This window comes from Pseudomonas sp. P7548 (assembly GCF_013386585.1).
Lineage (GTDB): Bacteria > Pseudomonadota > Gammaproteobacteria > Pseudomonadales > Pseudomonadaceae > Aquipseudomonas.
Genome location: NZ_JACARO010000002.1, coordinates 107,235 through 125,324 on the forward strand (window position 1 = coordinate 107,235; position 18,090 = coordinate 125,324).

Annotated in this window: 14 protein-coding genes; all 14 read left to right on the forward strand. The window is 62.2% G+C overall.

Going from position 1 to position 18,090, the window contains the following annotated elements; genetic code table 11:
* Positions 1–11: 11 nt before the first annotated feature.
* Positions 12–863, forward strand: coding sequence for a proline/glycine betaine ABC transporter permease (locus tag HX803_RS01070; RefSeq protein WP_178918560.1), 852 nt, complete (start codon positions 12–14; stop codon positions 861–863).
* On the forward strand, positions 860–1,684 hold the full coding sequence (locus HX803_RS01075) for a glycine betaine/L-proline ABC transporter ATP-binding protein (protein ID WP_050572407.1): 825 nt from the start codon (positions 860–862) through the stop codon (positions 1,682–1,684). The genes HX803_RS01070 and HX803_RS01075 overlap by 4 nt, the downstream gene beginning before the upstream one ends.
* Before the next feature lie 137 nt (positions 1,685–1,821).
* Positions 1,822–3,345, forward strand: a complete 1,524-nt coding sequence (gene hutH / locus HX803_RS01080) for a histidine ammonia-lyase (RefSeq protein ID WP_178918561.1) — start codon at positions 1,822–1,824, stop codon at positions 3,343–3,345.
* A gap of 114 nt (positions 3,346–3,459) precedes the next feature.
* The gene (gene hutH, locus HX803_RS01085) at positions 3,460–4,998 is read left to right on the forward strand and encodes a histidine ammonia-lyase (protein ID WP_178918562.1); all 1,539 of its coding nucleotides are present in this window, start codon (positions 3,460–3,462) and stop codon (positions 4,996–4,998) included.
* A gap of 141 nt (positions 4,999–5,139) precedes the next feature.
* Positions 5,140–6,549 carry an amino acid permease gene (locus HX803_RS01090; RefSeq protein ID WP_178918563.1) on the forward strand — a complete coding sequence of 470 codons (1,410 nt, stop codon included), beginning with the start codon at positions 5,140–5,142 and terminating at the stop codon, positions 6,547–6,549.
* Positions 6,550–6,564: 15 nt separating this feature from the next.
* Positions 6,565–7,770, forward strand: a complete 1,206-nt coding sequence (hutI, locus tag HX803_RS01095; RefSeq protein WP_178918564.1) for an imidazolonepropionase — start codon at positions 6,565–6,567, stop codon at positions 7,768–7,770.
* Between the two features lie 12 nt (positions 7,771–7,782).
* Complete coding sequence (gene hutG, locus HX803_RS01100) at positions 7,783–8,583, forward strand: N-formylglutamate deformylase (protein WP_178918565.1); 801 nt, start codon at positions 7,783–7,785, stop codon at positions 8,581–8,583.
* 227 nt (positions 8,584–8,810) lie between these two features.
* The gene (locus HX803_RS01105) at positions 8,811–9,758 is read left to right on the forward strand and encodes a choline ABC transporter substrate-binding protein (RefSeq protein WP_178918566.1); all 948 of its coding nucleotides are present in this window, start codon (positions 8,811–8,813) and stop codon (positions 9,756–9,758) included.
* Positions 9,759–9,895: 137 nt separating this feature from the next.
* Positions 9,896–10,825: an alpha/beta hydrolase gene (locus HX803_RS01110; RefSeq protein WP_178918567.1), complete on the forward strand. Its 930-nt coding sequence runs from the start codon at positions 9,896–9,898 to the stop codon at positions 10,823–10,825.
* 103 nt (positions 10,826–10,928) lie between these two features.
* A complete protein-coding gene (gene pip, locus HX803_RS01115) occupies positions 10,929–11,900 on the forward strand; it encodes a prolyl aminopeptidase (protein WP_178918568.1) in 972 nt (323 codons plus the stop codon).
* On the forward strand, positions 11,897–12,334 hold the full coding sequence (gene dtd, locus HX803_RS01120) for a D-aminoacyl-tRNA deacylase (RefSeq protein WP_178918569.1): 438 nt from the start codon (positions 11,897–11,899) through the stop codon (positions 12,332–12,334). Before pip ends, dtd begins: the two co-directional genes overlap by 4 nt.
* A gap of 324 nt (positions 12,335–12,658) precedes the next feature.
* Complete coding sequence (locus HX803_RS01125) at positions 12,659–14,347, forward strand: glucan biosynthesis protein G (RefSeq protein WP_218646893.1); 1,689 nt, start codon at positions 12,659–12,661, stop codon at positions 14,345–14,347.
* Positions 14,340–16,910 (forward strand): glucans biosynthesis glucosyltransferase MdoH, encoded by a 2,571-nt coding sequence (gene mdoH, locus HX803_RS01130; RefSeq protein ID WP_178918571.1) that lies wholly within the window; start codon positions 14,340–14,342, stop codon positions 16,908–16,910. The genes HX803_RS01125 and mdoH overlap by 8 nt, the downstream gene beginning before the upstream one ends.
* Before the next feature lie 186 nt (positions 16,911–17,096).
* Complete coding sequence (locus tag HX803_RS01135) at positions 17,097–17,897, forward strand: transporter substrate-binding domain-containing protein (RefSeq protein WP_178918572.1); 801 nt, start codon at positions 17,097–17,099, stop codon at positions 17,895–17,897.
* Positions 17,898–18,090 lie beyond the last annotated feature (193 nt).

The window sequence follows — 18,090 nt, forward strand, 5'->3', positions numbered from 1 at the left end:
GAGAGCACGATATGTTTCCTGAGAGTTTTACGTTTTCCATTGCCGACTGGGTCAACGGTTGGGTGGATTCACTGGTCACCAACTACGGCGATGTGTTCCGGCACATCTCCGACACCCTGCTGTGGGCCATCGTCAACCTGGAAGGCTTGCTGCGCGCAGCGCCGTGGTGGCTGATGCTGGCCATCGTTGCCGGCGTTGCCTGGCACGCCACCCGTAAGGTGGTGACCACGGCGGTGATCGTCGGTTTGCTGTTCCTGGTGGGCGCGGTCGGCCTGTGGGACAAACTGATGCAGACCCTGGCCTTGATGATGGTCGCCACGGTGATCTCGGTGCTGATCGGCATCCCGCTGGGCATTCTGTCGGCGCGCAGCAATCGCCTGCGTTCGGTGCTGATGCCGTTGCTCGACATCATGCAGACCATGCCGAGTTTCGTGTACCTGATCCCGGTATTGATGCTGTTCGGCCTGGGCAAGGTCCCGGCGATCTTCGCCACGGTGATCTACGCTGCGCCGCCGCTGATTCGCCTGACCGACTTGGGCATTCGCCAGGTCGACGGCGAAGTCATGGAAGCCATCAACGCCTTCGGTGCCAACCGCTGGCAGCAACTGTTCGGCGTACAACTGCCGCTGGCGTTGCCGAGCATCATGGCCGGTATCAACCAGACCACCATGATGGCGCTGTCGATGGTGGTGATCGCCTCGATGATCGGTGCCCGTGGCTTGGGTGAAGACGTGCTGGTCGGCATCCAGACCCTCAACGTCGGTCGCGGCCTCGAAGCCGGGCTGGCGATTGTGATTCTCGCAGTGGTCATCGACCGCATTACCCAGGCCTATGGTCGTCCACGGCATGAGGCGAGCAAATGACTACTGTCAGCAAAATTGAAGTTAAAAACGTCTTCAAGATCTTCGGCGCCCGTTCCAAGGACGCGCTGTCGCTGATCGGCCAAGGCAAGACCAAGGACCAGGTGCTGGCCGAGACCGGCTGCGTGGTCGGCGTGAACGACTTGTCCCTGAGCATCGGCACCGGTGAGATCTTCGTGATCATGGGCCTGTCGGGTTCCGGCAAATCCACGCTGGTGCGCCACTTCAACCGCCTGATCGATCCTACCAGCGGCGCGATCCTGGTGGACGGCGAAGACATCCTGCAACTGGACATGGAAGCCCTGCGCCAATTCCGTCGGCACAAGATCAGCATGGTGTTCCAGAGCTTCGGCCTGTTGCCCCACAAGAGCGTGCTCGACAACGTCGCCTACGGCCTGAAGGTGCGTGGCGAAACCAAGCAGGTGTGTGCCGAACGCGCCCTGCACTGGATCGAAACCGTGGGCCTCAAAGGCTACGAAAACAAATACCCGCACCAGCTCTCTGGCGGCATGCGCCAGCGCGTTGGCCTGGCCCGCGCATTGGCGGCCGACACCGACATCATCCTGATGGACGAAGCGTTCAGCGCCCTCGACCCGCTGATCCGCGCCGAGATGCAGGACCAGTTGCTGGAGCTGCAAAAGACCCTGCACAAGACCATCGTGTTCATCACCCACGACCTCGACGAGGCCGTGCGCATCGGCAACCGCATTGCGATCCTCAAGGACGGCAAGCTGATCCAGGTCGGCACGCCCCGCGAGATCCTGCATTCGCCGGCGGATGAGTATGTGGACCGGTTCGTACAGCGGCGGGCGGCGGTGGTCTGACCCGGATCTTATGGTGAGCTGGCTGGCCCCTTCGCGAGCAAGCCCGCTCCCACATTTGGAATGCATTCCCCCTGTGGGAGCGGGCTTGCTCGCGAAGAGGCCGGTAAGGCTGCATAAGCATTAGAGAAGGTATGAAGATGTCCCAGCCAACAAAAATCATCATCGCGGACACGCCATTGCGCTGGCAGGACGTGGTCGCCGTGGCCCGTCACGGCGCGATCCTCGAACTCTCGGGCCAGGCCTGGGCACGCATCGATAACGCACAAGCCATCGTGCAGCGCATCGTCACCAGCGGCGAACGCGCCTACGGCGTGAACACCGGCCTGGGCGCGCTGTGCAATGTGTCGCTCAAGGGCGAGCAGCTCAGCCAAATGTCGCGCAATACGCTGCTGAGCCACGCCTGCGGCGTCGGTCCGGTGCTCAGCGACGAGCAGACCCGCGCGATCATCTGCGCTGCCATCATCAACTATAGCCACGGCAAATCCGGCCTGCATCCGCAGGTGGTGCATTCGCTGCTGGCGCTGCTCAACCACGGCATCACACCACAAGTACCGTCCCAGGGGTCGGTGGGTTACCTGACCCACATGGCCCATGTCGGCGTGGCCTTGCTGGGCGTCGGTGATGTGAGTTACCGGGGCAAGATCGTTTCGGCGCAAGAGGCATTAAGCGCAGAAGGTTTGCACCCGGTGGTGCTCGGCGCCAAAGACGGCCTGTGCCTGGTCAACGGTACACCGTGCATGACCGGCCTGAGCTGCCTGGCCCTGGCCGATGCCCACCACCTGCTGCAATGGGCCGATGTGATCGGTGCCATGAGTTTTGAAGCCCAGCGCGGGCAGATCGACGCCTTTGATGAAGAAATTATCGCGCTCAAGCCACACCCGGGCATGCAGCAAGTGGGCATCAACCTGCGCGCCTTGCTCGACGGCAGCGAAGTGATCGCCAGCAGCAAAGGCATACGCACCCAGGACGCCTTGAGCATCCGTTCGATCCCGCAGATTCACGGCGCCGCGCGCGACCAGGTCGAGCACGCCACCCGCCAGATCGAGACCGAACTCAACAGCGCCACCGACAACCCGCTGGTGCTCGGCACTCCGGACAACTACCGCGTAATGTCCCAGGCCAACCCCCACGGGCAGTCCGTGGCACTGGCCGCCGACATGCTCGCCATCGCCATGGCCGAGATCGGTTCCGTGGCCGAACGCCGCCTGGACCGCTTGATCAACCCGCACGTCAGCGGCTTGCCGGCGTTCCTGGTGAGCAACCCGGGGGTCAACTCCGGGATGATGATCGTGCAGTACGTCGCCGCCTCCCTGTGCGGGCAAAACCGCCAGCTGGCGCAACCGGCTGTGCTCGACAACTTCGTCACCTCGGGCCTGCAGGAAGACCACCTGAGCATGGGCACCAATGCCGCGCTCAAGCTGCACCAGGTGTTGGCCAACGTGACCCAGATCCTCGCCATCGAGTACCTGCTGGCGGCCCAGGCGTTTGAGTTCTTGAAGGACCAGCGTTTCGGCGCCGGCACCGACAGCGCCTGGCGATTGCTGCGTGAAGGGGTGCCGGCCTATGAACAGGACCGTTGGCTCGCGCCGGACATCGCCACCACCGCCGCCTTGCTCAAGGACGCCGCTCTGCTGCAGCGCACCTTGCCGAATTTGCACTGAAGTTTTTCCAACAATAACCAGCGTGCCAAGCCGCGTGTCGCTCTAAAAGAGGGCCGCGGCGGATAACGGAAGCATCCGGAGCGACTGGTAGTTAACAACACTCTCAAAAGGAGCATGAATGTGACTGCGCTAAACCTGATTCCAGGCCAACTGAGCCTCGCCCAACTGCGGGCCATCTACCAGCAGCCGGTAACCCTCAGTCTGGATGACAGCGCCACGGCGCAGATCGACGCCAGTGTGGCCTGCGTGGAGCAGATTCTCGCCGAGAACCGCACCGCCTACGGCATCAACACCGGTTTCGGCCTGCTGGCCTCGACCCGCATCGCCAGCGAAGACCTGGAAAACCTCCAGCGTTCTCTGGTGCTGTCCCACGCCGCCGGCGTCGGTGAGCCGATCAGCGATGCGCTGGTGCGGCTGGTCATGGTGCTCAAGGTCAACAGCCTCAGCCGTGGGTTCTCCGGGATCCGCCGCCAAGTGATCGACGCGCTGATCGCGCTGATCAACGCCGAGGTATACCCGCACATTCCACTCAAAGGTTCGGTCGGTGCCTCCGGTGACCTCGCGCCCTTGGCGCACATGTCCCTGGTGCTGCTGGGCGAAGGCAAGGCGCGCCACAAAGGCGAATGGCTGGAAGCCACCGACGCGCTGAAAGTCGCCGGCCTTACGCCGCTGACTCTCGCCGCCAAAGAAGGCCTGGCGCTGCTCAACGGCACCCAGGTGTCCACCGCTTACGCACTGCGCGGCCTGTTCGAAGGCGAAGACCTGTTCGCCGGCGCCCTGGCGTGCGGCGCGCTCACTGTGGAAGCGGTGCTGGGTTCGCGCTCGCCGTTCGACGCACGCATTCATGCTGCGCGTGGTCAGCGTGGGCAGATCGATGCAGCGGCAGCCTATCGCGACCTGCTCGGTGAAAGCAGCCAGGTGTCCCAGTCGCACCAGAACTGCGACAAGGTGCAAGACCCGTACTCCCTGCGTTGCCAGCCACAAGTCATGGGCGCGTGCCTGACCCAGTTCCGCCAGGCCGCTGAAGTGCTGGTGGTCGAAGCCAACGCCGTGTCGGATAACCCACTGGTGTTTGCCGCCGAAGGCGACGTGATCTCCGGTGGTAACTTCCACGCCGAACCCGTGGCCATGGCCGCTGACAACATGGCCCTGGCCATCGCCGAAATCGGTTCGCTGAGCGAGCGCCGTATCTCGCTGATGATGGACAAGCACATGTCGCAACTGCCGCCGTTCCTGGTGGGCAATGGCGGGGTGAACTCCGGCTTCATGATCGCCCAGGTGACCGCTGCTGCGCTTGCCAGTGAGAACAAGGCGCTGGCCCACCCGCACAGTGTGGATAGCCTGCCGACGTCCGCTAACCAGGAAGACCACGTGTCCATGGCCCCGGCGGCGGGCAAGCGCCTGTGGGAAATGGCTGAAAACACCCGTGGTGTGTTGGCGGTCGAGTGGCTGGCCGCGTGCCAGGGCCTGGATCTGCGTGACGGTCTCAAGACCTCGGCCAAGCTTGAGAAAGCGCGCGGCATCCTGCGCGACAAAGTGGCGTTCTATGAGAAGGACCGTTTCTTCGCCCCGGACATCAACGCCGCCAGCGAACTGCTCGCCAGCCGCTGCCTGAATGAGCTGGTGCCGGCCAAGTTGCTGCCAAGCCTGTAAGGCGCAACAACTCCTGTAGGAGCCGGCTTGCCGGCGATAGCGGTCTATCTGACACGCCGCCATCGCTGGCAAGCCAGCTCCTACAGTGATGGGCGTCAGGCTCTGAATTTTTCTCAGGATAAGAATAATTAGGGACGAGAAATGCTCCAGCAAGAAAAGGGTTTGAAACGCGGGCTCAGCGCCCGACATATTCGCTTCATGGCACTCGGTTCCGCGATCGGCACCGGGCTGTTCTACGGCTCCGCCTCCGCCATCCAGATGGCCGGCCCGGCCGTGCTGCTGGCCTACCTGATCGGCGGTGCCGCCGTGTTCATGGTAATGCGCGCCCTCGGCGAGATGGCTGTGCACAACCCGGTGGCGGGCTCGTTCGGCCAGTACGCCAGCACCTACCTGGGCCCCATGGCCGGCTTCATCCTCGGCTGGACCTACGCGTTTGAAATGATCATCGTCTGCCTGGCTGACGTCACTGCCTTCGGCATCTACATGGGCTTCTGGTTTCCCGACGTCGCGCGTTGGGTCTGGGTGCTCGGCATTGTTTTTTTGATCGGCGGCCTGAACCTGTGCAACGTCAAAGTGTTTGGCGAAATGGAGTTCTGGCTGTCGCTGCTCAAGGTTGGCGCCATCGTCGCGATGATCCTTGGCGGTTTCGGCATCATGCTGTTCGGCATCCACTCGGCGGGTGAAACCCAAGCGAGTGGCCTCAGCAACCTGTGGGCCCACGGCGGCTTCATGCCCAACGGCGTCGGCGGCCTGATCGCCTCGTTCGCGGTGGTGATGTTTGCGTTTGGCGGCATCGAAATCATCGGCATCACCGCCGGTGAAGCCAAGGACCCGCAACGTGTGATCCCCAAGGCGATCAATGCCGTGCCGCTGCGCATCCTGTTGTTCTACGTGCTGACGTTGTTCGTGCTGATGGCCATCTACCCGTGGCCGCAGATCGGCAGCCAGGGCAGCCCGTTCGTGCAGATCTTCAGCAACCTCGGCATCGGCTCGGCCGCGACCATTCTCAATATCGTGGTGATCTCGGCGGCCGTATCGGCCATCAACAGCGACATCTTCGGCGCCGGCCGCATGATGTACGGGCTGGCCCAGCAAGGGCAGGCACCCAAGGGGTTTGCGCAGTTGTCCAGGCACGGCGTGCCATGGATGACCGTGGTGGTGATGGGCGCAGCGCTGCTGGGCGGCGTGGTGCTCAACTACCTGATCCCGGAAAACGTGTTCCTGCTGATCGCCTCGATTGCCACCTTCGCCACGGTGTGGGTGTGGCTGATGATCCTGTTCACCCAGGTCGCCATGCGCCGCTCCATGACAGCGGAGCAGGTCGCCGAACTGAAATTCCCGGTGCCGTTCTGGCCGTATGCGCCGGCCGCCGCCATCGTCTTCATGCTGTTCGTGTTTGGTGTGCTGGGTTACTTCCCGGACACCCAGGCCGCCTTGTTGGTCGGCGCCGTATGGATCGTGCTGCTGGTCGTGGCCTACCTGCTGTGGGTCAAGCCTGCGGCCGGGCAAGCGGCCAAGGTTCATCACGACCCGGCTTTGTCTCATCGTTAATCTAGGGAGGCGTTGATGAAAACGCTTTGGCAACACTGCCACGTCGCAACCATGGCCCAGGGCAAGTACTCGATCATCGAGGATGCCGCCATGGTCACCGCCGGTTCGCTCATCGAGTGGATCGGACCCCGCAGTCAGGTGCCTACGGCGGAATACGCCCAGGTGCATGACCTGCAAGGCGCGTGGGTCACCCCCGGGCTGATCGACTGCCACACCCACACGGTGTTCGGTGGCAATCGCAGTGGCGAGTTCGAGCAGCGCCTGCAAGGCGTGAGCTACGCCGAGATCGCAGCCAAGGGTGGCGGCATTGCCAGCACTGTACGCGCCACCCGCGCCGCGACCGAGGATGAACTGTTTGCCAGCGCTGAGAAACGCCTGCGCAGCCTGCTGCGTGACGGCGTGACCACCGTGGAAATCAAGTCCGGCTACGGCCTGGACCTGGTCAACGAACGCAAGATGCTGCGCGTAGCCCGTCGCCTCGGTGAAGCGCTGCCGGTCAGCATACGGGCCACGTGCCTGGCGGCCCATGCATTGCCACCGGAGTACAAGGACCGCGCCGACGACTACATCGACCATATCTGCACCGAGATGCTGCCGGCCCTGGCGGCGCAAGGGCTGGTGGATGCGGTGGATGCGTTCTGCGAATACCTGGCGTTTTCCACCGAGCAGGTGGAGCGTGTATTCAACGTCGCGCAGCAACTGGGCCTGCCGGTGAAGCTGCATGCCGAGCAACTGTCGTCGCTGCACGGCTCCAGCCTGGCGGCGCGTTACCACGCGTTGTCGGCGGATCATCTGGAGTTCATGACCGAAGAAGACGCCATCGCCATGGCCGCATCCGGCACCGTCGCGGTCCTGCTGCCGGGCGCTTTCTACTTCCTGCGCGAAACCCAGTTGCCGCCGATGGACGCCCTGCGCAAGCACGGCGTGAAAATTGCCATCGCCAGCGACCTCAACCCCGGCACCTCGCCGGCGCTGTCGGTGCGCTTGATGTTGAACATGGCTTGCACCCTGTTCCGCATGACTCCGGAAGAAGCCCTGGCCGGCGCCACCACCCACGCGGCGACCGCGCTGGGCATGGGCGATACCCACGGATCCCTGGAAGTGGGCAAGGTGGCCGATTTTGTCGCCTGGCAGATTGATCGTCCCGCCGACCTGGCCTACTGGCTGGGTGGCGAGCTGGATAAACGCGTCGTGCGCCATGGCGCCGACGTCACTGTATGAAGGAGTGCTGCTGTGGATAAGGTTCTGACGTTCAAAAAAGGCCGCGTGCCGCTGCTGATCAGCATGCCCCACGCTGGCTTGCGCCTCACGCCTGCGGTCGAAGCCGGGTTGATCCCAGAAGCACAAAGCCTGCCGGACACCGATTGGCATATCCCTACGCTGTACGATTTTGCCGAAGCACTGGGCGCCAGCACCCTGGCGGCGGAGTATTCGCGCTTCGTGATCGACCTGAACCGGCCATCGGACGACAAACCGCTCTATGCTGGTGCCACTACCGGGCTGTACCCGGCGACCCTGTTCGATGGTGTGCCATTGTTCCTTGAGGGACAGGTGCCGTCCGAGGAAGAGCGCGTGACCTACCTGCAAAAGATCTGGGGGCCGTACCACCGCACTCTGCAAGAAGAACTTGCCCGGCTCAAGGCCGAGTTCGGCTACGCCTTGCTGTTCGATGCGCACTCGATCCGCTCGGTGATTCCGCACCTGTTCGACGGCAAGTTGCCGGACTTTAACCTCGGCACCTTCAACGGCGCCGCGTGCGACCCGGAACTGGCCAGCCAGCTGGAAGCCATCTGCGCCCAGCACCCGCAGTACACCCATGTGCTCAATGGGCGTTTCAAGGGTGGCCACATCACCCGGCATTACGGCAACCCGGCGCAGGATATTCACGCGGTGCAGCTGGAGTTGTGTCAGAGCACGTATATGGAAGAGGTTGAGCCGTTCCGGTATCGGCCGGACCTGGCAGAGCCGACGCAGGTGGTGTTGAAGCAATTGCTGGAAGGCGTGCTGGCCTGGGGGCAGAAGCGTTACGGCTGAAATTGCTTTCGCGAGCAAGCCCGCTCCCACCTTTGACCGAGTTTCAACATGAGAATGGGGTCAAATTGTGGGCGCTGGCTTGCCTGCGATGAGGCCCTCACGGTCGCCTCTGTGCAACTGCCAGTCGCCACAGGTCGTGTTTATCGAGATCCCGCTGGGTAAGGTTGTGGATACGGCGCACCAGACGCCACTCCCCACAATAAAAACTGCCGAGTGAGACCTCTTTCATGAAAAGACTGTTCAACCGTTACCTGTTGACCCTCACCGGCGCGGCACTGCTCAGTGCCCAAGCCATGGCCGCCGAACCGGCCTCCTGCAAAAGCATCCGTATGGGCGTGGTCAGTTGGACTGACGTGATCGCCACCTCCGGCATGGCCGACGTACTGCTTAACGGTCTGGGTTACGACAGCAAGCAGACCAGCGCGGTGCAGCAGATCATCTTTGCCGGCATCCGCGACAAGCGCCTGGATATCTTCCTCGGCTACTGGAAACCGGCGATGGACAACAACATCGCGCCGTTCCTGGCCGCCAAGCAGGTCAAGGTCTTTGACAAACCCAGCCTGGCCGATGCCCAGGCCACCCTGGCCGTGCCGCAGTACGTGGCTGATGCGGGCCTGAAGACCTTCGCCGACATCGCCCGCTTCAAGGACAAGCTGGGCGGCAAGATCTATGGGATCGAGCCTGGCAGCGGTGCCAACACCGATATCCAGAAAATGATCGACACCAACCATTTCGGCCTCGGCGGCTTCAAGCTGGTGGCCTCTGGTGAAGCGGGCATGCTGGCGGCGGTGCAACGTGCGGTGAACCGCAAGGAATTCGTGGTGTTCGTCGGCTGGACCCCGCACCCGATGAACATCAACATGAAAATGACCTACCTCACCGGCAGTGAAGACGTGTTTGGCCCCGACGAAGGCCGCGCCACCGTGTCCACCGTCACCGCGCCGGACTTTGCCGAGCGCTGCCCGAATGCCAACCGCTTGCTGGAAAACCTCACCTTCACCGCTGCCCAGGAAAGCCAGCTGATGGTGCCGATCATGGAGCGCCAATCGCCGCAGGATGTGGCCAAGCAATGGTTGCGTGATCATCCCGAGGATTTGCAGCGCTGGCTGGCCGGCGTTCAAGCGTTTGATGGCGGTGATGGCGCGACCGCAGTGCAGGCCAGCCTCAAACCCTGAGTCGGATGCGAATCCCAATGTGGGAGCTGGCTTGCCTGCGATAGCGGTCTATCAGTCAAAGATGCATCAACTGACAGATAGCCATCGCAGGCAAGCCAGCTCCCACACTTGATCTCCATTGATAGGGATATTTGCGCATGTATCTGATATCTACACAGCTAGCTGCCTTCATCGCCAAAACCGAAGCCTTCACCAGCGACGACTCATCCCTGCCTGGCCTGCGCCGGAACTATGACCGCATGTGCAAGGCCTTCACCCCGCCGAAGCCTGAGGGGCTGCAAGTCTCGGACTTTGCCTTGGGCGGCGTCGGCGTGCGCAGTTACTTGCCCACGGCAGAGGCTCCAGCCGAAGGCTGGCCCTGCCTCCTTTATATGCACGGTGGCGGCTGGGCCGTCGGCGGCCTGGATTCCCACGATTTCATCTGCTTCGAACTGGCCAAGGCCCTCAACGTGCTGGTGATCGCCATCGATTATCGGCTGGCGCCCGAGTATCCGTTTCCGGCCGCCTACGAGGATTGCCGGGCCGTGTGGCAAGCGATTCAGGCGAGCGAGGCGCCGCAGCCGATTGACCTGCGGCGCCTGGCGGTGGTCGGTGACAGTGCCGGCGGAAACCTGGCCGCGGCCTTGTGCCTGGGCTTGCGCGATGACAGCCAGCCGCTGCCCCGTGCCCAGGTCTTGATCTACCCGGGGCTGGGCGGCCCGGCCGATTTGCCCTCGCGCCGTGATTGCAGGGATGCGCCCTTGCTCAGCAGTGCCGACACCGAGTCGTACCTGGCGCTTTACCTGCAGGGGGCTAACCCGCCGTCGCCGTATGCCATGCCGCTGCTGGCCAAGGATTTCGGCGGGTTGCCCAAGGCGCTGATTGCCGTGGCCCAGTTCGACCCGCTGCGCGATGACGGCATGCTGTATGCCGAGCGCTTGCGCGGGGCAGGGGGCGATGCGGTGCTGTATCCGGGGAAAGGCCTGGTCCATGGCTGCCTGCGCGCGCGTGGGCAAGTACCGGAAGTGGACCGGCTTTATGACTACCTGTTGTATTACCTGAGGAGCGAAGGGCTGACACAGGTCTAAGTGCTCAAGGACATGCTCATTGCACAATTCGGGTTTATAGTGCCAGACGGCAAAATAATAGACGTCCCCCCAGGGATGAACCCGACACCCTACGGAGCGCGCAATGCAGACTTGGTACCCGCAGATCAAACCCTACGCCCGGCACGATCTGGCCGTCGATGACATCCACACCCTGTACGTCGATGAAAGTGGCTCCCCCGAAGGCTTGCCCGTCGTATTCATCCATGGTGGCCCCGGCTCCGGTTGCGACGCCAACAGCCGCTGCTATTTCGACCCGAACCTTTACCACATCGTCACCTTTGACCAGCGTGGCTGCGGGCGCTCCACGCCCCGCGCCAACCTGGAAAACAACACCACCTGGGACCTGGTCGCCGACATGGAGCGCATCCGCGAGCACCTGGGCATCGACAAGTGGGTGCTGTTTGGCGGTTCCTGGGGCTCGACCCTGGCCCTGGCCTACGCGCAAACCCATCCGGAGCGCGTGCTCGGCCTGATCGTGCGCGGCATTTTCCTCGCCCGGCCCCAGGACATTGAGTGGTTCTACCAGACCGGTGCCAGCCGTATGTTCCCGGACTACTGGCAGGACTACCTGGCGCCGATCCCGCAGGATGAGCGGCACGACCTGCTCGGCGCCTACCACAAGCGCCTGATCGGCAACGACCAGATTGCCCAGATGCACGCGGCCAAGGCATGGTCCACCTGGGAAGGTCGCATGCTGGGCCTGTGCCCGAACCAGGCGCAGGTGGAGCGTTTTGCCGAACCCCAGCGGGCGCTGTCCATCGCGCGCATCGAGTGCCACTACTTCACCAACAACTCCTTCCTGGAGCCGAACCAGCTGATTCGCGATATGCACAAGATCGCCCATCTGCCTGGCGTCATCATTCACGGGCGCTACGATATGATTTGCCCGCTGGATAACGCCTGGGAATTGCACCAGGCGTGGCCCAACAGCGAGCTGCAGGTGATCCGCGAGGCCGGCCATGCCGCGTCCGAGCCGGGCATCACCGATGCGCTGGTGCGCGCCACCGGCGAAATGGCACGGCGCCTGCTTGATCTGCCGCCAGAAGAAGCATGAAGGGGTTGTTACAAAGGGTGCGCGGCGCCCGGGTCGAAGTCGCGGGCGAAGTGGTCGGGGCGATTGACCAGGGTTTGCTGGTGTTGGTAGCCGTCGAGCCGGGCGATACGCCCGAGAGCGCCGACAAACTGTTGCACAAGCTGCTTAACTATCGGGTGTTCAGCGACGACGAGGGCAAGATGAACCTGTCCTTGAAGGACATCGGCGGCGGTTTGCTGCTGGTGTCGCAATTCACCCTGGCGGCGGATACCAAGAGCGGGCTGCGGCCAAGCTTCTCCACAGCGGCCCCCCCGGCCCTGGGAGCAGCGCTTTTCGATCACTTGCTGTTACAAGCGCAACAATTGCATGGCAAGGTGGCGTCGGGGCGTTTTGGCGCTGATATGCAGGTGCATTTGGTCAATGATGGCCCTGTGACCTTCCTCTTGCAGACGTGAATGTATTAAAAACGACTTTTAATGCCTAAAAACGCAGGGTTTCGCTACAAATACTTCGTTGTCCCTGATGCGTTGTTTCGCGGGCTACTAGATAATCGCGCGCTACGGGGATCAGCGTTGTTTGGTCCATTTTTGACTTAGGTAGAGACTTGTCCGATAGCCAATGGGGAATCATTTTGCCCCAGGGGAGTCGGAACAATGCTCGCCAACCTGGCATATAGATAGCTGGCCGTTGGTTTTTTGATCTGTTTTCGGCGAGGGTTGCTCGTGATTGTTAGTCCCTGTAATGCACCAAAATTGTCTGCCAAACGGTTACGAAACGCACTGGTGACGGGCTCCGCCCTGTTTTGCCTGTTCGGCGCGGGTCAACTGTGGGCATTCAGTCTGGATGATGTGTCGGCCAAGGCAAAAGAGCTGGCCGGGCAGAAATACGAAGCTCCGCGCAGCAATCTGCCGAACGAATTCCGCGAAATGAAATTCGCTGACTACCAGAAGATTCGTTTCCGCAACGAAAAAGCCGAGTGGGCCGATCAGAACACGCCGTTCAAGCTGTCCTTCTATCACCAGGGCATGCACTTCGACACGCCGGTGAAGATCAACGAAGTCACCGCCGACAGCGTCCAGGAAATCAAGTACGACCCGACTCGCTTCGATTTCGGCGACGTGAAGTTCGATCCTAAAGCCACCGAGCAGCTGGGTTACGCCGGCTTTCGTGTGCTGTACCCGATCAACAAGGCCGACAAGCAAGACGAAATCATGACCATGCTCGGCGCCAGCTACTTCCGCGTCGTGGGCAAGGGCCAGTCCTATGGCCTGTCCGCCCGCGGCATGGCGATCGACACGGCATTGCCGTCCGGCGAAGAATTCCCGCGTTTCACCGAATTCTGGATCGAGCGTCCGAAACCGGGTGAGAAGCAGCTGGTGATCTTCGCCCTGCTGGATTCGCCACGGGCCACGGGCGCCTACCGCCTGACCCTGCGTCCGGGCAGCGACACCATCGTCGACGTCAAATCCCAGATGTTCCTGCGCGACAAGGTCAGCAAGCTGGGCGTTGCCCCGTTGACCAGCATGTACCTGTTCGGCGCGAACCAGCCGTCCAAGGTCCTCAACTACCGTCGCGAGCTGCATGACTCCAGCGGCCTGTCGATCCATGCCGGCAACGGCGAGTGGATCTGGCGCCCCCTGAACAACCCTAAACACCTGTCGGTCAGCAATTTCAGCGTGGAAAACCCGCGTGGTTTCGGCCTGTTGCAACGGGGTCGCGACTTCAGCCACTACGAAGACCTCGACGACAACTACGACAAGCGCCCGAGCGCCTGGATCGAGCCTGAAGGCGACTGGGGCAAGGGTTCCGTCGACCTGGTAGAGATCCCGACCGCCGATGAAACCAACGACAACATCGTTGCGTTCTGGAGCCCGGCCGAGCTGCCGAAAGTCGGCGAGCCGCTGGATGTCAGCTACCGCCTGCACTGGACCATGGACGAAAAAGCCCTGCACCCGGCCGACAGCGCCTGGGTCAAGCAGACCCTGCGTTCCACCGGTGACGTGAAGCAATCCAACCTGATCCGCCAGCCTGACGGCAGCGTGGCCTACCTGGTGGACTTCGAGGGCCCGTCCCTCAAGGCCTTGCCATCGGACGCCCCGGTGCGCAGCCAGGTCAGCGTGGGTGATAACGCCGAAGTCGTTGAAAACAGCGTGCGCTACAACGAGCACACCAAAGGCTGGCGCCTGACCCTGCGCATGAAGATCAAGGACGCCGGCAAGCCGACCGAGATGCGTGCGGCCCTGGTCCAGGATATCGTGAAGCCGGAGCCTGAGAAGGTCTCGACCCAAGTGCTCAAGGCCGACAAGGTCCTGGCCAAGCAACACGAGAAACAGGCCAAGAAAGACGCCAAAGATGCAAAAGACAAGGAAGCCAAGCAGCCAGAAGCTGCCCCAGCCACACCGGAGCCGGAAAAGACCGAACAAGTCCTGACCGAGACCTGGAGCTATCAGTTGCCTGCCGATGAGTAATTCTCAAGCCACGCCAGAGACTCTGTCCGAGTACCTGGCGCACCTCCCGATGACCGCCGAGCAGCGCGCCGAACTGGCGGGCTGCACGTCCTTCAGCGAGCTGCATGAACGCCTGTCGTCCAAGAGTTTCGACGCACCGACCGACGCTGCGCAAGCGTCGGTGGGCACGCGCCTGACCCTCAGCACCGCCGAAGAGCTGCAAGACGCTGAAATGCTGGCGCTCGATGCCAGTGGCCGGGTGTGCCTGAAGGCCACGCCGCCGATCCGTCGGACCAAGGTGGTGCCCGAGCCATGGCGCACCAATATCCTGGTGCGCGGCTGGCGCCGACTGACCGGTCGCACCAACCCGCCCAAACCGCCGAAAGACGAGCGTGTGCTGCCGGCTGCGCGCTGGCGCACCGTGGGGTCGATCCGCCGTTACATCCTGCTGATCCTGATGCTCGGCCAGACCATTGTGGCCGGCTGGTATATGAAGGGCATCATGCCGTACCAGGGCTGGTCGCTGGTCGACTTCGACGAGATCCGCAACCAGACCCTGCTGCAAACCGCTACCCAGGTGCTGCCTTACGCCCTGCAAACCAGCATCCTGATCATGTTCGGGATCCTGTTCTGCTGGGTTTCGGCCGGTTTCTGGACTGCGCTGATGGGCTTCCTGGAACTGCTGACCGGTCACGATAAATACCGGATCTCCGGTAAAAGTGCCGGTGACGAGCCGATTCCGAAAGACGCCCGTACCGCGCTGGTGATGCCGATCTGTAACGAAGACGTACCCCGGGTATTCGCCGGTTTGCGTGCAACCTTCGAATCGGTGGCCGCGACAGGCGACCTGGACCGTTTCGACTTCTTCGTGCTCAGCGACAGTAACGACGCCGACATCTGCATCGCCGAACAGCAAGCCTGGCTCGACGTATGCCGCGAAGCCGGTGGTTTCGGCAAGATCTTCTATCGCCGCCGTCGCCGTCGTGTGAAACGCAAGAGCGGTAACCTCGACGACTTCTGCCGTCGTTGGGGCGGTGAATACAAGTACATGGTGGTGCTCGACGCCGACAGCGTGATGAGCGGCGAATGCCTCACCAGCCTGGTGCGCCTGATGGAAGCCACGCCGGATGCCGGGATTATCCAGACCGCGCCCCGTGCGTCGGGCATGGACACCCTGTATGCGCGCATGCAGCAGTTCGCCACCCGTGTGTATGGCCCGCTGTTCACTGCCGGCCTGCACTTCTGGCAACTGGGTGAATCTCACTACTGGGGTCACAACGCAATCATCCGCATGAAGCCGTTCATCGAGCACTGCGCCTTGGCGCCGTTGCCGGGCAAAGGTGCGTTTGCCGGTGCGATCCTTTCCCACGACTTCGTTGAAGCCGCGCTGATGCGCCGTGCCGGCTGGGGCGTGTGGATTGCCTACGACCTGCCGGGCAGCTACGAAGAACTGCCGCCGAACCTGCTGGACGAACTCAAGCGTGACCGTCGCTGGTGCCACGGTAACCTGATGAACTTCCGCCTGTTCCTGGTCAAGGGCATGCACCCGGTGCACCGCGCGGTGTTCCTGACTGGCGTGATGTCCTACCTGTCGGCGCCGTTGTGGTTCTTCTTCCTGGTGTTGTCCACCGCGCTGCTGGCGGTGAACACCCTGATGGAGCCGCAGTACTTCATGGCCCCGCGCCAGTTGTACCCACTGTGGCCGCAATGGCACCCGGACAAGGCGGTGGCGCTGTTCTCCACCACTATCGTGCTGCTGTTCCTGCCCAAGTTGCTGAGCATCATCCTGATCTGGGCCAAGGGCGCCAAAGAGTTCGGCGGCAAGTTCAAAGTCACTTTGTCGATGCTGCTGGAGATGCTGTTCTCCATGCTGCTGGCACCGGTGCGGATGATCTTCCACACCCGTTTCGTGCTCGCCGCGTTCCTCGGCTGGGCCGCGACCTGGAATTCGCCGCAGCGTGACGATGACTCCACTCCGTGGGGCGAGGCGGTCAAGCGTCACGGCCCACAGACCGTGCTGGGCTTCCTCTGGGCGCTGCTGGTGGTGTGGTTGAACCCGAGCTTCCTGTGGTGGCTGATCCCGATTGTCGGCTCGCTGATGCTGTCGATTCCGGTGTCGGTGATTTCCAGTCGGGTCAAGCTGGGCCTCAAGTCCCGCGACGAGAGCCTGTTCCTGATCCCTGAGGAATACAACCCGCCGCAAGCCCTGCTGTCGACCGAGAAGTACACCCACGAAAACCGTTGGCATGCGCTCAACGACGGCTTTATTCGTTCAGTGGTCGACCCGCAGCAGAACGCCTTGGCCTGTGCTTTGGCGACTTCGCGTCACCGCGAGGCGGAGCCGATCGAGTACCTGCGCCTGGAGCGCGTTCGTCACGCGTTGAAAGTCGGCCCGGCCGGCCTCAACAACGGTGAACGCCTGGCCTTGCTCAGCGACCCGGTCGCCTTGGGCCGCCTGCACGAGCAGGTGTGGAGCGAAGGGCATGCCGAGTGGCTCGGCGCATGGCGCCAGTCGATCAAGGCTGATCCGCACGCGCCGTTGCTGCCCCTGCAACCGCAGTCACCGCAGGCCCAGACGGCCTGATTCAGACGCCCCCGGGGTTCCTCTCGGGGGCGCTTTGAGCGCGGGTCCTACAGCGTTTCCTGCCGCTTCCTGTTGGCGCTAACTCCTTGTTATTTCGAAACAAAAGTCCCCGGATCAGGGCGTATTGTCGTGCCCGTGGCTGGGTTAGGATCGCCCCCGAAATTTGATTCGGCTACGGGGGGATTCATGATCAACAGGTATTGTTCGGCATGGTTGATCGGCGCTATCGCGTTGATCCAGGTGGGCCTTGCGCAGGCGGGGGCCATCGATGACGCCGTTCGGCGCGGTGTGCTGAAAGTCGGTACCACACCCACCTACATGCCTTTCGAAATGATCGATAAACACGGGCAGATCGTGGGCTTTGAGATCGATCTGCTCCAGGCCATGAGCCAGGCGCTGGGTGTTGAGCTTGAATTGGTGGCCGTGCCTTATGGCGACCTGCTGCCGGGATTGGCGGCGAAGAAGTTCGACCTGATCGGCAGCGGCATGACTGTCACCCAAGAGCGCAACCTGAAGCTTAACTTCAGCGACTCCTTCATCGTGGTGGGCCAGACCGTACTGCTGCACCCCAGCGTTGCCGGTCGGGTCGGTAGCGTAGAAGACCTTGATGAAGCCGGTTATCGCATCGCTGTCAGCGAAGGCACCACGGGGGAGTTGGCGGCGCGACGATTCCTGGGGGCCGCACAAGTGACCCGTTTCGCGAACCCGGAAGACGGCGTCAGGCAGGTGGTGGAGGGCAAGGCCGATGCTTTTATCCACGACGCCCCCTACAACCTGATCGCGCTGGCCAGGCCGGAAAACAGCGCGCTGCTGTCCCTTGAACAGCCCTTCACCTTCGAGCCGCTGGCTTTTGGCTTGAAAAAAGGCGATTACGACAGCGTCAACTGGATCAACCATTTCCTCAACCAAGTGGCCCAGGATGGGACCTACGATCGGTTGCACGACAAGTGGTTCAGGGAGACCGACTGGATGACGGAAATCGACTGAAGTCATAACTGCTTACACATCAATTGCTTGCGGGATCTGTTCGGCAACACGTCTACATCTGCGTTGCGCTGCACCGTCGTGGGGCTTTTCCGACATACGCGGATAACAAATACCCGTGAAACCTTTGTGACGGGAGGCGAGTGGGTTAGGATCGCACCCCGAAATGGTGCAGCCCTTTTTATGCGCCGACCTT

What these genes read in the sequence shown, in the direction of transcription:
- hutI (WP_178918564.1), top strand. Translation starts at nt 6,565, where the DNA reads ATGAAAACGCTTTGGCAACACTGCCACGTCGCAACCATGGCCCAGGGC.
- hutH (WP_178918561.1), top strand. Translation starts at nt 1,822, where the DNA reads ATGTCCCAGCCAACAAAAATCATCATCGCGGACACGCCATTGCGCTGG.
- hutH (WP_178918562.1), top strand. Translation starts at nt 3,460, where the DNA reads ATGAATGTGACTGCGCTAAACCTGATTCCAGGCCAACTGAGCCTCGCC.
- pip (WP_178918568.1), top strand. Translation starts at nt 10,929, where the DNA reads ATGCAGACTTGGTACCCGCAGATCAAACCCTACGCCCGGCACGATCTG.
- HX803_RS01135 (WP_178918572.1), top strand. Translation starts at nt 17,097, where the DNA reads ATGATCAACAGGTATTGTTCGGCATGGTTGATCGGCGCTATCGCGTTG.
- HX803_RS01105 (WP_178918566.1), top strand. Translation starts at nt 8,811, where the DNA reads ATGAAAAGACTGTTCAACCGTTACCTGTTGACCCTCACCGGCGCGGCA.
- HX803_RS01110 (WP_178918567.1), top strand. Translation starts at nt 9,896, where the DNA reads ATGTATCTGATATCTACACAGCTAGCTGCCTTCATCGCCAAAACCGAA.
- HX803_RS01075 (WP_050572407.1), top strand. Translation starts at nt 860, where the DNA reads ATGACTACTGTCAGCAAAATTGAAGTTAAAAACGTCTTCAAGATCTTC.
- mdoH (WP_178918571.1), top strand. Translation starts at nt 14,340, where the DNA reads ATGAGTAATTCTCAAGCCACGCCAGAGACTCTGTCCGAGTACCTGGCG.
- HX803_RS01090 (WP_178918563.1), top strand. Translation starts at nt 5,140, where the DNA reads ATGCTCCAGCAAGAAAAGGGTTTGAAACGCGGGCTCAGCGCCCGACAT.
- dtd (WP_178918569.1), top strand. Translation starts at nt 11,897, where the DNA reads ATGAAGGGGTTGTTACAAAGGGTGCGCGGCGCCCGGGTCGAAGTCGCG.
- HX803_RS01070 (WP_178918560.1), top strand. Translation starts at nt 12, where the DNA reads ATGTTTCCTGAGAGTTTTACGTTTTCCATTGCCGACTGGGTCAACGGT.